This is a genomic window from Streptosporangium sp. NPDC051023 (genome assembly GCF_040689595.1).
In the GTDB taxonomy this organism is placed as follows: domain Bacteria; phylum Actinomycetota; class Actinomycetes; order Streptosporangiales; family Streptosporangiaceae; genus Streptosporangium.
The window spans coordinates 53,851-66,859 of sequence record NZ_JBFBCE010000051.1; the positions used below are offsets into that span (position 1 = coordinate 53,851).

Annotated in this window: 9 protein-coding genes; 7 read left to right on the forward strand and 2 right to left on the reverse strand. The window is 68.7% G+C overall.

The features are described 5' to 3' along the window. Positions 1-156 (reverse strand): tectonin domain-containing protein (locus tag AB0395_RS29405; protein ID WP_366286559.1); only part of this gene is annotated, 156 nt, incomplete at its 3' end. A gap of 716 nt (positions 157-872) precedes the next feature. Then, the gene (locus AB0395_RS29410) at positions 873-2,279 is read right to left on the reverse strand and encodes a hypothetical protein (protein WP_366286532.1); all 1,407 of its coding nucleotides are present in this window, start codon (positions 2,277-2,279) and stop codon (positions 873-875) included. A gap of 348 nt (positions 2,280-2,627) precedes the next feature. On the opposite strand from AB0395_RS29410, the gene AB0395_RS29415 reads away from it, so the two are divergent. The 7 genes from AB0395_RS29415 (at position 2,628) to AB0395_RS29445 (ending at position 12,904) form a co-directional block, all read left to right on the forward strand. Continuing rightward, positions 2,628-2,972 (forward strand): hypothetical protein, encoded by a 345-nt coding sequence (locus AB0395_RS29415; RefSeq protein ID WP_366286533.1) that lies wholly within the window; start codon positions 2,628-2,630, stop codon positions 2,970-2,972. A 138-nt stretch (positions 2,973-3,110) separates the two neighbouring features. Next, entirely contained in the window at positions 3,111-3,611 is a 501-nt protein-coding gene (locus AB0395_RS29420) for a hypothetical protein (protein WP_366286536.1), read from the forward strand. Next, positions 3,611-5,050 carry a hypothetical protein gene (locus tag AB0395_RS29425; protein ID WP_366286538.1) on the forward strand — a complete coding sequence of 480 codons (1,440 nt, stop codon included), beginning with the start codon at positions 3,611-3,613 and terminating at the stop codon, positions 5,048-5,050. Before AB0395_RS29420 ends, AB0395_RS29425 begins: the two co-directional genes overlap by 1 nt. Continuing rightward, entirely contained in the window at positions 5,047-6,573 is a 1,527-nt protein-coding gene (locus AB0395_RS29430; RefSeq protein WP_366286540.1) for a VWA domain-containing protein, read from the forward strand. The genes AB0395_RS29425 and AB0395_RS29430 overlap by 4 nt, the downstream gene beginning before the upstream one ends. A gap of 11 nt (positions 6,574-6,584) precedes the next feature. Continuing rightward, positions 6,585-7,700: an AAA family ATPase gene (locus AB0395_RS29435; RefSeq protein ID WP_366286543.1), complete on the forward strand. Its 1,116-nt coding sequence runs from the start codon at positions 6,585-6,587 to the stop codon at positions 7,698-7,700. Next, positions 7,697-10,558: a hypothetical protein gene (locus AB0395_RS29440; RefSeq protein ID WP_366286545.1), complete on the forward strand. Its 2,862-nt coding sequence runs from the start codon at positions 7,697-7,699 to the stop codon at positions 10,556-10,558. The genes AB0395_RS29435 and AB0395_RS29440 overlap by 4 nt, the downstream gene beginning before the upstream one ends. Before the next feature lie 282 nt (positions 10,559-10,840). Beyond that, the gene (locus tag AB0395_RS29445; RefSeq protein ID WP_366286547.1) at positions 10,841-12,904 is read left to right on the forward strand and encodes a glycosyl hydrolase family 18 protein; all 2,064 of its coding nucleotides are present in this window, start codon (positions 10,841-10,843) and stop codon (positions 12,902-12,904) included. Positions 12,905-13,009 lie beyond the last annotated feature (105 nt).

Below are 13,009 nucleotides of genomic sequence, written 5' to 3' on the forward strand. Positions count from 1 at the left end.
GATGTCGCTCAGGCCGCCGGGAATCTGGATCCAGGGATTGGCGTCATCGTTGGTGTAGCGGAAGATGTTTCCGGCGGAGTTGACGCCCCACACATTGCTTCTCGACCCGGCTGATATCGCCGTGAGACCTCCGGCGACCTTTTGCCACTGAGCCATATCGAGCTCTTCCTTTCGCCGTGGAAAAAGATGAGTTCGCTGCCAAGAGTCAAGCGAGACGTTGCCATGCAGACAGGGGCATTACAAGTAGTTGATTATTCATCACGGAAAGTGTATGGAGTCTTTGCTGTTTACCGCCTGGCTCCTCCGGCCAACTCCGTTTGACCTGACGGACCGGACTGCAGTCGGGCGAGGCCTGTGGGCGGCGTAGCCGCATGCGTCTGTCGCCATGACCAGTACTCGACCGAGAGTCTCTCCCGGTGCGAAGAGCGGCGAGGGGACCGCCGTTGCGGCGGCGACGATGAACTCGCCGGCGAGCGAGAAGCCCATGAGTATGGGGTGGGACATCGCAATCGCCTCTTCGGATAAAGGGCCCTACTCTTCCATTGAACTTCCCAAATCACCTATTTATTCATTTTCATTCGCCTTTCCGGTGAATCTTGGCTTCTTTCCTACGCTCCGGGCATTGGTGGCCTCGCCTGGCGGCCCGGCATGGGTGGTCATGTGTCGCGGCGAGCGCATTGGCAACACAACTCTGCCTTTACGTAATGCATTCGTCTGATTACTTTGAGTGGCGTACCGATCCGGCAGGACATTCCACCCTTCGAAGGGAACCATCGTGCCTTTCGACACCTCGCTCGCCAGCATTCGCACCGCCCGCAACGCCGACGGCCGTCTGGAGGTGTTCGCCCGGGGCATCGCCACCTTCTGACCTTTCAGCGGAGCGTCGTGCGATCGAGTGTGATCGCCAGTGCCAGGCAGAACATCGGGACGGCGGGCAGCCAATACCTGCTGTCGTAGGTGGTGATGACAACCGGCCCCGCGATGAGAGCGATCCCGAAGAGCAGAGGCAGGGCGGCCTCCCTCGCCGCCCCCCTGCGGGAACGCACGACGTACGTCGCCGCGTGAACGAGGGTCGCCAACACGGCGAAAACCCCGAAGACGGTGCCCGGCACGAAGAGCGAGGCCTGGTACGTACGCATCACGGTGGCAGCCGGTTCGGTGAAGTCCACGGTGACGGGACCCTGTTCGTACGTCCGCAGGTCCTGCTGTATTCCCGCCCCGGGGATCCTGACCCCGTCGGGGAGCGGAGCACGGGTGTTGGGAAAGGCGTATCTGTTGTAGCCGATCACGGAGGAGTTCGGATTCGGCCCCCTCCGCCAGTTCAACGTCTGCCCGAGGTCTCGAAGGACGGTTTCGAGATAGTCCCCCGGCTGGCCGACGATCGCCCGCCGGGCGAGGCTCCCCGCCAACTCGTTGATCTCCGGCTGGAAGAGGTCGGCGCGCGTGGTGACCGGATGGCCGGGCACCTTTCTCAGTGGCGACCAGTCCGACCAGATGAAGTACGGAGAACTCGGGCGGAGGCCGACGGGCTGGGGCGGGCACAGGACGGTTTCCTCGGTGGGCGGCCTGATCCTCGCGCAGTCGGCGAACGGCATCGTGCGGGCCCATATCCACACTCCGCTGCCGCCGTTGAGCGCCGGGTAGTCGTGCCAGGACGCGTACCACGCCGCGTACCCCCCGAGAGGAAGCGTCGTGGCGAAGGTGGCCGCCAGGAGAGTCCGCCAGCCGAGACGTCTCAGGAGCAGATAGCCGACCAGGAGGGGAAGGAGAACAAGCCCTATGGAGCGGGTGAGTGTCGCCGCGGCGAGGAGCAGGCCGACTGCCGCAGCCCGGCGGGCGGAGAACTCCGGCTCCCACAGCGCGACCGTCACGGCGCTCACCGCCAGAAACGAGAAAAGAACGTCGCTCAGTACGGCGTGCTCGAAGAAGATCTGGTAGGCGTCGAGAAGGACGGGGGCCGCGGCGAGTACCGCAACCCATTTCGGCAGCCCGCTCGCCCGCCGTCGGATGAGCGCGTAGACCATCACCCCCGTCGCCAGTCCCATCAGGTGCTGGAGAGCGGCGACGGCGAGGAAACTGTGCAAAGGCTCCATCGCCCACAGCAGGAACGAATAGCCGCTTGGGCGCACAGGATAGGGCTGGATGCGCTGGGCCACGCCTACGTACTCGAAGGAATCCTCGAACCATATGGCCGGATAGCCGATCATGGTGAGCGCGCGGAGAGCCGTGGCGAGAGCGAGGACGGCGCAGAAGAGCCAGTGACGGAGAAGCAAGCGCATGCGCGGGCGAGTCCTTCTGAATCTGGCAGGGGCCGCGGTCGTGGAGGCGGCCACAAGGGCACGGCTGTTCCGGCCGCGCGACCTGGATGTCAGCTACGGGGCGTGTGTTGTGCGCTGCTCGTGCTTCCCGGCGTCAGATCGGACACGAGAAAAAGAGGACCACTTTGAACGGATATTTCCACACTTCTTACAGTACCGGTTGAGGAAGAGCCGGTGCCTGGAGTTCCAGGAAGGCCGAAGCGTCGTGGTGGTAACGAGGCTAATGTCCATATATTAGATATTATGAGACCGCCTGTACGGCAGACGCTTGACGGTCGGGAACGACATGGCTACACAGGGGGCACAGGTGTGGCGAACTCAGCGCGAATCGGTGTTTTCGCGATGTTCCTGGACGTCACCCGAAAGCATCACGACGCGGAAAGCGTCACGGCGATGCCGGGGAATACGCGGCCGGGGTTGAGGAAACCCGTTTCGCCGGATGATCCGCTGTCCGCATCCGGCCATGTCCTGTTTTCCGAATGGCGAATGATCCTCGCCGTTCCGGTCGTTGATGTGCCGTTCCCCGGACTCCCGCCTCTCCCGGCTGTCCATGTCGCGGGGAGCGTCGCAAGCGGCATTGCCTACGGCGTCACCCGCCGGAGGGCCAGGCTCGCTGAAACGAGGTCCGGCGGCGCGTTGTCCGGTGATACGTGAGATGTTGGATGTGGCTGGTGGGACGAACGTGAGACAAGTCCCTGATGCGGTAAATTGCCGGATCATGGATCGGCCGTTCGCACAGGCGCCGCCGCGCCGGTTGGCGTCCGCGAGCCGTTTGGCTGGAGGTCGAAGGTTGTGAACGCGGACAGTGCCGCGTGGGAGCAGTACAGCTCGGCACGGGTGGTCTCCCCCGTCCAGCCCCGCAAGCTGGCGAAGGTCCCCTTCGTCGAGCTGGCGGACGGGCGGCTGCAGGGCGTCGTTTCAAGCGGCTCGGACATCGATCGGGTCTACGTTTCGTCGATCACCGCGGGCACGCACTCCTACAACTGCAGCACCAACAACAACCGGCCGTGCGGCGGGCTGCGCGGCTCGCCATGCAAGCACCTGCAGGCGCTCGTCGAGGAGGCCGTGCTGCAGTACGGCGCGGATCGGGTCGCCCGCTACCTGCGTGTCGAGGCCGGTGAGAACGTCTCGGTCGCCGGGCTGGTGAGTGGTCTGCGCGGTGGGCACGAGTCCACGCCCGCGGCCGTCGTCTTCAACCGTTTCCTGCGTCACCTGGCCTACCTGGAGCTGCCGGAGACCACGGAACCCATCGTCGAGCTGCACTGGTTCCCGGCCACGGGGGCGGTCCGCTGATGCTCGGAGTGCAGCTTGCAGAGCTGCTCGACGGTCCCCCGCCGGGAGTCGGGGAAGCCCTCGACCTGGTCACGGGGTTCGACGACGCGCTGGTCCACGGGTTCGCCAGGCTCGGTGAGGAACGCGCCGCGACGCTGACGGCCCTGGCCGGAGTCTTCGCCGCCACTCCGCTCGGCGGGCGGATCGGTGAGGCGGCTGAGAAGGTCGCAGCCGGTTCGATCTCCGGCGAGCATCTGACGGCGCTCGCCGGTGGGCGTGCCGCGTTGTTCGGCGCGGTGCACGACGCCCTGCTCGACGGCCTGGACACCGCGCTCGGACGGGCCAGGGCGCCGTGGGAGGCGCCGTCCGCGCGGGCTGTGTCCGTCGCGGACGCCGCGGACAACCTGCTCGGTGGATGCCGCTCCTGGCTCCACGAGCTGGCCATCACCGGATGGCGCGGCGTCGACCACGATCTCGTCTCAGCCTCAGTCCAGGCGATCGAGGCGCTGCTGGCCGTGCCCGCGCTGCGCAGGCTCGCGGTGCTGCTCGACGGCCTGGCGGCTGAGCTGCGGGCCTCGTGCCCGGTCGGGACGATGGAGCGCCTGCCCGCCCGGCGGTGGGCGGACCTGTGGGCGCGTGCCGTACTGCTGTCGCAGGACGGTGGCCTGCCCGGCGCCTGCGAGCCCGTGAGCACGGTCTCGGGGCGGCTGCTGGTCCTCGGCGTCGATGTGCACGAGCACGGTACGGCTGTGCAGGTGCAGGTCCACGGCATCCTGGAGCCCTTGGGCGGCCTGCCGTCCCGGCTGGTGCGCACGAGCGTCGCCGCCACGAAGGTGGACACGATCGTCGGCCCGGCCCTGTGGCGTCTGTTGCGCGGGTTCCCCGTTCTGCTGGGCGCGCTGGCCGAGCGCCGCAGCCTGGACGTCACGGACCTGCCCCTGCTGGACAGCGGCGACCTGGTGTGGCACGAGGACCGGGCTCGCGCGGGTGACCCCTCCGACCCGTTCGCCACGGCCAGGGTCCAGCTCGCCGGTGCGCTCGCGCCCCCGGTACCTCCCCTCGACCGCCATCCGGTGCGCATCGCCGAGCCCGTACTGGTCGAGGGCTACACGGTCGAGAGCCGTCCGGCGGCCGTCGAGGGCGCTCCCGCGGCGCTCACGCTGGACCTGGGCGGGAACGCCCTCACCATCGATGTCGACCGCCTGCCCACCTGCGGTCCGCTCACGCCCGAGCTGGTGGCCGCCTCGTCGGCGTGCCTCGGTCTGATGCGCTGGGACGCGGGGCGGTGGACGCTGCAGCCGCTCGCGGTCCAGGCGACCGTGAAGCGCAAGGCGGTCGCGGTGCACAACGGGGACTGGGCGATGGGGCCGACGGATCCCAAGGTCGTGAAGGCAGAGGCCAAGGCCGGTGACGCGGTGGCCGTACTGCGCGAGCGGGCGGGACGGCTGCTGAGGCGATGAGCGACTCCCGGATCGGCCCCGACGAGAACGACGGTAGCGCTGAGAAGATCGATGCCGATGGGAACGGCGGTATCGCTGAGAAGGCCGGTGCCGACGAGAACCGGCGGCAGGTGCTCTACTGGCGCCTCCTGGCACGACTGTTCGACACCGACGAGCAGCCCTCGCTCGAGGCGGCCAGCATGGCCGTCGTCGACGACCTTGGGCTGCCGCCGGCGCTGCTCGATCCGTCGGTGTCCGTGGACACCGTCGTGCAGCGCTTCCCTGAGCTGGGTGCCGAGTTGCGGGGCCTGCTGACCTGCGAGAACGGGAGCGCACCCACCGCCGAGCGTCCGCGCGAGGAGCAGGACTCCTCCGCCGCCGTCTCCGTCGAGCGTCCGCGCGAGCCTGCCGATGAGCTTCACGATCGGGACGGTGCCGTGCCCGTTCCCGCGGATGAGGAGCCCCGGGGGCGTGCGGGCGAGACGGAGGTACGTCGCGCGGCCCTGGTCTCGAAGATCCTGCTCAACGTTTTCTCGACGGGAACCGGCACCGTCACCGCCGCAGGCCTGGCCCGCTGGCAGCGGGACGCGGGCTGGTTCGAGCAGGCGCTCGGCGCCGAACCCGGCCAGTTGCGGTCCCATCCGGGCGGGGGTGAGCCGGCGGGTGTCCTCGCCGGTCTTGAAGGCGACCTCGTCCGCCGCATGCGGCTGCGCGAGGTGCTGGCCGATCCGGCCCTGGCGAGCAAACTGACGCCGAGCATGTCGCTCATCGAGCAGTTGCTGCGGGACAAGGCCAACCTGTCGGGAGTCGCGCTGGCCAACGCCAAGGCGCTGATCCGCAGGTTCGTCGACGAGGTCGCCGAGGTGCTGCGCACGCAGGTCCAGCAGACCAGCGTCGGCGTCGTCGACAGGTCGGTGCCGCCGAAGCGGGTGTTCCGCAACCTCGACCTCGACCGGACGATCTGGAAGAACCTGACCAACTGGAGCCCGCAGGACCAGCGCCTCTACGTCGACCGGCTGTACTACCGGCACACCGCGCGGCGGACGACGCCCGCACGGCTGATCGTGGTCGTCGACCAGTCGGGGTCGATGGTCGACTCGATGGTGAACTGCACCATCCTGGCGTCGATCTTCGCCGGGCTGCCCAAGGTGGACGTGCACCTGATCGCCTACGACACCCGCGCGCTCGACCTGACCCCGTGGGTGCACGACCCGTTCGAGGTGCTGCTGCGGACGAACCTCGGGGGCGGCAACGACGGTCCCGTCGCGATGGCCCTGGCCCGCCCCAAGATCGCCGAGCCGCGCAACACCGTGATGGTGTGGATCTCCGACTTCTACGAGTTCGACCGGTCGCAGCCGTTGTTCGACGGCATCGAGGCGGTGCACCGCTCCGGGGTGCGGTTCATCCCCGTCGGCTCGGTGAACAGCTCCGGTCACCAGAGTGTGAACCCGTGGTTCCGTCAGCGGTTCAAAGACCTGGGCACCCCCGTGATCTCGGGCCACATCCGCAAGCTCGTGTTCGAGCTGAAGAGCTTCCTCACCTAGGAGACCCGCGAATGACCGACGACATGCTGCGTGCCCCCGCCGAGGTCAAGTACGCAGAAGAGCTCGACTGGCTGGAGTCGGTCGACGACGGCCCGAAGCCGTTCTCGTGGCGGCTCAGCCCCCGGATGGTGCGGCTGTTCGTGCTCGGGTCCGAGCGTTCCGACGGGCTCGACCGTGAGATCGGCCAGAAGTGGTTCGGCGACCGCAGTTTCGTCGAACGCAGCATCGTGACACTGGCGTCCGACCGCGGCCTGCTGCTGATCGGGGACCCGGGCACCGGCAAGAGCTGGCTCGCCGAGCTGCTCGCCGCCGCCATCTGCCGCAACTCGACCCTCGTCGTGCAGGGCACCGCGGGCACGACGGAGGACCACATCAAGTACTCGTGGAATGTCTCCATGGTGATCGCCAAGGGACAGTCCCGCGAGTCGATGATCCCCTCGCCGATCATGACGGCGATGGAGCAGGGCGTGATCGGGCGTTTCGAGGAGCTGACGCGGTCGACCAGCGACGTGCAGGACGCGCTGATCTCGATCCTCTCGGAGAAGTACGTGTCCGTCCCCGAGCTGAACGACGACAACATCGTGTTCGCCCAGCCCGGATTCTCGATCATCGCCACGGCCAACAGCAGGGACCGGGGCGTCAACGACCTCTCGTCGGCCCTGAAGCGGCGGTTCAACTTCATCCGGATCCCCGTGGTGACGAACAAACGCAGCGAGGCGGAGATCGTCCGGTTCCGCACCACGGAGTTGCTGCGCAGGCACCGGATCGAGCTCGAGCTTCCGCCGACCCTGCTGGACATCCTGCTGCAGAGCTTCGCCGACCTGCGGGCCGCTTCGGCCTCGGCGGCCAGCGACGACGAGAGACTGGAGTCGGCGCTGTCGACGGCCGAGCAGATCGGCGTGCTCGAGGACGCCATCCTGCACAGCCACTTCTTCGGCGACCGCACGCTCAGGGCGGAGACGCTCGCCGGTTCACTGGTCGGCTCGCTGGCCCGCCGTAGCCCGGAGGACCTGGCCATCCTGAACAAGTACTGGCACGGCGTCATCGAGCCCCGCAGCAAGAAGGACGGCGGAGCCTGGCAGGCCTTCCTCGAAGGTGGCCGCCAGGCGATCGCCACGCTCTCATGAACCCGGGCCCCTTCGGCGCCCTTCGCCGGCAGCTGCTCGATGCCGCGACCGCGTTCGCCGACGCCCCGGATGCCCTGACCGGCATCCTGTCGGGCATGGTCGACGACGTCGACAGGGCGCTGCGCGAGGAGCTTGAGATCTTCCCGGTGTGTCACCACTCACCGGCCTCGGCGCTGGCCATGGTGCGGCGCCTGCGGGAGAAACAGCCCAAGGTCATCTACCTGGAGCTGTGCGAGGACCTGCAACCGTTGCTCGGCGAGCTGCGCAACTGCCGCCTGCCCGTCGCGTTGCAGGCGTTCGCTTCTGAGCTCGACGGTTTCCCGCAGGAGTGGGGGCCGCTCAGCGTCGTGGCGCCCATCACCGAGGCGTCCGCCGAGTACCAGGCCATCGCCTACGCCCTCGACACGCCGGGGGTCGAGCTGGTGCTGGTCGACCGTTCCGCGGACCACGTCTTCCAGTGGCTGCCCCGCGAGCCGCGGGAATCCCCGGCCGCCGACGCGACCGAGGCCACAGAGGAGGCTACGGGGGAGGCCACAGGGCACGGCGAGGAGCAGGGCCTGCACGGCGACGCCGTGGGCGTCGAGATCGGCGACCTGCGGCCCCGCTTCGCCGAGCTGGAGGAGCACCTGCTCCACCACGGCAAGGTCAGGCACTGGTCGGAGTGGTGGGACCAGTACGTCGAGCAGCCCCTGGTGGGCGCGGACTACGACACCTACCGCCAGGTCATGGTGCTGATCGGCAGCCTGTTCCGGCGGCTCGGCCCCGACGACGGCGATCGGCTGGCCCGCGACGAGGACCGCGAGCGTTACATGTGGACCCGGATGCGCGAGCACCTCGCCGCCTCGGGCGCGGATCCGGAGCGGTGCCTGTACGTGTGCGGCGCGTTCCACGCCGCCAGCCGCGTCGAGCAGTTCGGCCTGGCGGGGGCGCGGGAGTACGACATCAGCCCCAGGACGGCCACGCGCTGGCTGTACGGGCTCATCCCCTCAAGCCACTCCGCCATCGAGGCCCAGTTCGGGCTGGCCTCCGGGTCGGTGTCGATCGCCGCCGCGACCTGGACGAAGGCGGTCACCCGCTCCGGCGCGACCCCCTTCCAGCTCGAAGGCCAGCGCGGAGCCCGTAGACGTGCCGAACGCGCCCGGCCCGCGCTCCCCGTCCCGCGGGAGCCGGTCACCGACCGGCTGTCCGGCTTCCTGGCGAACCCGCCCGCGCTGGACGGCCTCGACGAGGCCGAGCTGCTCGGCTGGTGCGTCGACATCGTCCGCCTGGCCCGCCGCAACGGCTACCTGGCCAGTACGGCCGACGCCATCGCCGTGTTCGAGACGTCCATCCTGCTCGCAGGCATGCGCAACCGGGGCCGTCCCACGCCGTACGACTTCCAGGACGCCGCGGTCACCTGCATCGAGAAGGACGTGGTGCCCGGCCGTCGTGACGTGCGGCGTTTGTGCGAGATCCTGCTGGGCGGTGACCGGATCGGCGAGGTCGGCTACCAGGCCCTCCCTCCGCTGGCCCGCGATGTGTACGACCGGCTGCGACCGCTCGGGCTCGACCTGGAGAAACGCACGGTGCAGCGGGCGCTGCTCGACCTCGGTGCGAACCCTGAGCTCGTCCCCTGCTCCCACCTGCTGTGGATCCTGCGCCGCCTGCTGCCCGATGACGCGGTCCGTCCCATCATGGGCGAGCGCGGGCTCGGTGAGCGGTCGGTCCAGGAGAGCTGGGACCTGGCGATCGGCCGTCACCAGCGGTCGATCATCGAGCTGGGCTACGAGGGGGTGACCGTCGAGCAGGTGCTGGAGCAGCGCCTGCGCCGTACCGTGTGGGATCCCCAGGCGACCGCGGCCGTCGCCTTGGCAGCCGTCGAGGACGCCATCCTCTATCTCGGTGGCAGGCGGCTCGTCGACGAGCTCGGGGCGCGGGCCGTCGAGCTGCTGGCCGCCGAGCGCACCGTTGACGACGCTCCCGAGGTGCTGCGCAGGATCCGCAGGCTACTGGCGTACTACCGGGCCACGGAGCCGGTGCTGCCCGCGTGGTGTGAGTCCTTCGTCACCGCCGGGTACGCGCACTACTGCACGCTGCTGCCCACCGCCTTCGTCGACCAGGAGACCGGTGTTCGCCAGGTGGCGGCCATGCTCGGATTCCTCTTCTCGATGGAGGGCCTCGCGCTGGCCCTGGGATGTGACCGCGCCCAGCTTGAGCTGGCCGTACGGCAGTCGCACCCCGAGGCACCCGCCAAGACAGCGCTGCTGTGGGCCGCCCAGTCCCAGCTTGGCCTGCTGTCCCGGGCCGAGCTGCGGTCACGGTGCGACGAGCTCCTGGCCAACCCGTTGGTCGTCCCGTCGTTCCCGCTGTACCTGAGCGGGTTCGTCCAGGCGCTCGAGCCGTCCCCCGCGCTGGCGCCCTTCGTGGTCGAGGTGATGTCCAAGGCGTTCGCGCGGCTGCCCGACGCCGTCCTGCTCCCCTGGCTGCCCAAACTGATCACGACCCTGCGGGACCAGGCGCACGAACTCGTGCCCGTGCTCGTCCGCGAGGCGGGTCGCACGTTCCCCGCCGACCTGGCCTCCGTCGACGCGTGGGTTCCGCCCTGGTCAGCGCCCTCGGCGCCCGGGGGGAGGGGCCGGACGGCGGTCGTGCCCGCAGGAGGGGCGCCCGCGGCGGGCGGGCCGGTCGCCGATCTGCTGGCGGGCCATCCGGCGGCGTGCGACGCCGTGGCCGCGCTGCTCGGGTGCGATGACGGGTGGCGGCAGATCGCCGACGTCGCGGACGCGCCCGGTCACGGTGAGGCGGGCGCGCTGCTGAGCCGCCATCCCGAGGCCGCGCGCGCCGTCGCGGAACTGCTCGCCCCGAGGGCCGCGGGGTAACGCGGGGGAGCCCGCGCGGCGGGTTTCCATCCAGCAAAGGCGGCATAAGGCCAGCTCAGATGGGTGTCATTGAAACTGTTAAGAATCTTTCCGGCAGGAATTGTTAAGAAACTTGACAAATGATGGGGGCTGATCCAACCATTAGTCACACGCGGATCCGCAACCCGTTCCCCTAACTCTCTGTTGAAGCACGCATCAGCGACGGCGACCAGGCCGGCCGATGTGCCACCCCCCCATCCGGGGCCCGAGGGTCCCGCCTGACTTCTGTTACGGGAGTCTTCAATGCGACTACGCACAACGATGCGCGCTGCTCTGGCAGCGATCACTACAGCCGTCACGGTGTTCGGCGTCACCGTCGCGGACACCACCACCGCGGACGCGACCGCGGCGGCCGCCCTGCCCAGCCGGGTGTTCGCTCCGTACTTCGAGGCGTGGACCGGCGACGACCCGGCGACGCTCTCCCAGCAGTCCGGCGCGAAGTACCTGACCATGGCGTTCCTCCAGGCCGCGACCAAGGGGTCGTGCACGGCCTACTGGAACGGCGACACCAGCATGCCGATCTCCTCGTCCACCTTCGGCGCGTCCATCAACAGGATCCGGGCGGCCGGCGGCGACGTCATCCCGTCGTTCGGCGGTTACACGGCGGACAACACCGGCACCGAGATCGCCGACAGCTGCACCAACGTCAGCTCGATCGCCACCGTCTTCGAGAACGTCATCAACACCTACGGCGTCACCCGGATCGACCTCGACATCGAGGACAACTCGCTGACCAACAGCGCCGGGATCGACCGCCGCAACAAGGCGATCAAGCAGGTCCAGGACTGGGCCGCGAGCAACGGCAAGACGGTCCAGTTCTCCTACACGCTGCCGACGACGACCAGCGGTCTCGCCGACAGCGGTCTGGCCGTGCTGCGGAACGCGGTCTCCAACAACGCCAAGATCGACGTCGTCAACATCATGACGTTCGACTACTACGACAACGCCAGCCACAACATGGCCACCGACACGCAGACCGCGGCGACCGGCCTGCACGACCAGCTGGCGCAGCTCTACCCGGGCAAGACGTCGACGCAGCTGTGGAACATGATCGGCGTCACCGAGATGATCGGCATCGACGACTTCGGCCCCGCAGAGACGTTCAAGACCGCCGACGCCGCTCCCGTCCTGAACTGGGCGACGAGCAAGGGCCTGGCCTTCCTGTCGTTCTGGGCCCTCCAGCGCGACAACGGCGGCTGCCCCGGAACCGGCGGTCGGGACGACTGCTCGGGCATCGAGCAGAGCACCTGGTACTTCAGCCAGGCCTTCGCCCCGTTCACCAGCGGCGGCCAGAACCCGTCGGATGACTTCTCCGTCGCGGTCTCCCCGGCGTCCGGCTCCGTCAGTCCCGGCGGTACGGCGACGGCGACCGTCAACACGGGGGTCGTCAGCGGCTCCGCGCAGACGGTCAACCTCACCGCGACCGGCGTTCCCTCCGGTGTGACCGCGACCCTCACTCCCGCCTCGGTCACCGCGGGCGCGTCCTCCTCGCTGAAGCTGGTCACCACCGCGTCGACGACCCCGGGCGTCTACCCCATCACCGTCACGGGAACGGCGGCCTCGGGCACCCACACCGCGACCTACACCCTCACGGTCACCGGTTCGTCGAACGATGACTTCTCGATCTCGGCGTCCCCGGCGTCCGGCTCGGTGAGCGCGGGCGCGACCGCGACGACGACCATCAACACCGGGACCGTCAGCGGCGCGGCGCAGACGATCAACTTCACCGGCGCGACCGGCCTGCCCTCGGGCGTCACCGCGACCTTCACCCCCACGTCGGTCACCGCGGGCGCGTCCTCCTCGCTGAAGCTGGTCACCACCGCGTCGACGACCCCGGGCGTCTACCCCATCACCATCACGGGAACGGCACCCTCGGGAAGCCACACCACGACCTACACCCTCACGGTCAACGGCGGCAACCCCGGCGGTACGGTGGCCAACGCCGACTTCGAGTCGGGCAGCCTCAGCCCCTGGAACTGCCAGTCGGGCGGCACCGTGGTCGGCTCGCCGGCCCACGGGGGCACCCACGCCCTGCAGCTCGCGGTGACGGGGAGCCAGACCGGTGAGTGCAGCCAGACGGTGACGCTGACCCCCAACCACAGCTACACGCTGAAGGCCTGGGTTCAGGGCAACTACGCCTTCCTCGGTGTCTCCGGCGGCGCGAGCGGAACCACCTGGACCTCCTCCGGTAGCTGGAAGCAGGTCTCGCTCTCCTTCACCACCGGTTCCTCGGGAACGGTGACGGTGTCCATTCACGGCTGGTACGGCCAGGGCAACGTCTACGCCGACGACTTCTCCGTCGCCTGACAGGACCGGACCTTCATGCGTGTGGGCGTGCTTCGCGATAGCGCGATGTGATCAGTCGGCGGCAAGGAGGAAATCGGACACTTCATGGCTCTCCTGAGTTGGCTT

Bases quoted from the DNA above. Each gene is read 5' to 3' on its own strand.
- AB0395_RS29410 (WP_366286532.1), bottom strand. From the start codon at position 2,279: ATGCGCTTGCTTCTCCGTCACTGGCTCTTCTGCGCCGTCCTCGCTCTC.
- AB0395_RS29425 (WP_366286538.1), top strand. From the start codon at position 3,611: ATGCTCGGAGTGCAGCTTGCAGAGCTGCTCGACGGTCCCCCGCCGGGA.
- AB0395_RS29430 (WP_366286540.1), top strand. From the start codon at position 5,047: ATGAGCGACTCCCGGATCGGCCCCGACGAGAACGACGGTAGCGCTGAG.
- AB0395_RS29435 (WP_366286543.1), top strand. From the start codon at position 6,585: ATGACCGACGACATGCTGCGTGCCCCCGCCGAGGTCAAGTACGCAGAA.
- AB0395_RS29440 (WP_366286545.1), top strand. From the start codon at position 7,697: ATGAACCCGGGCCCCTTCGGCGCCCTTCGCCGGCAGCTGCTCGATGCC.
- AB0395_RS29445 (WP_366286547.1), top strand. From the start codon at position 10,841: ATGCGACTACGCACAACGATGCGCGCTGCTCTGGCAGCGATCACTACA.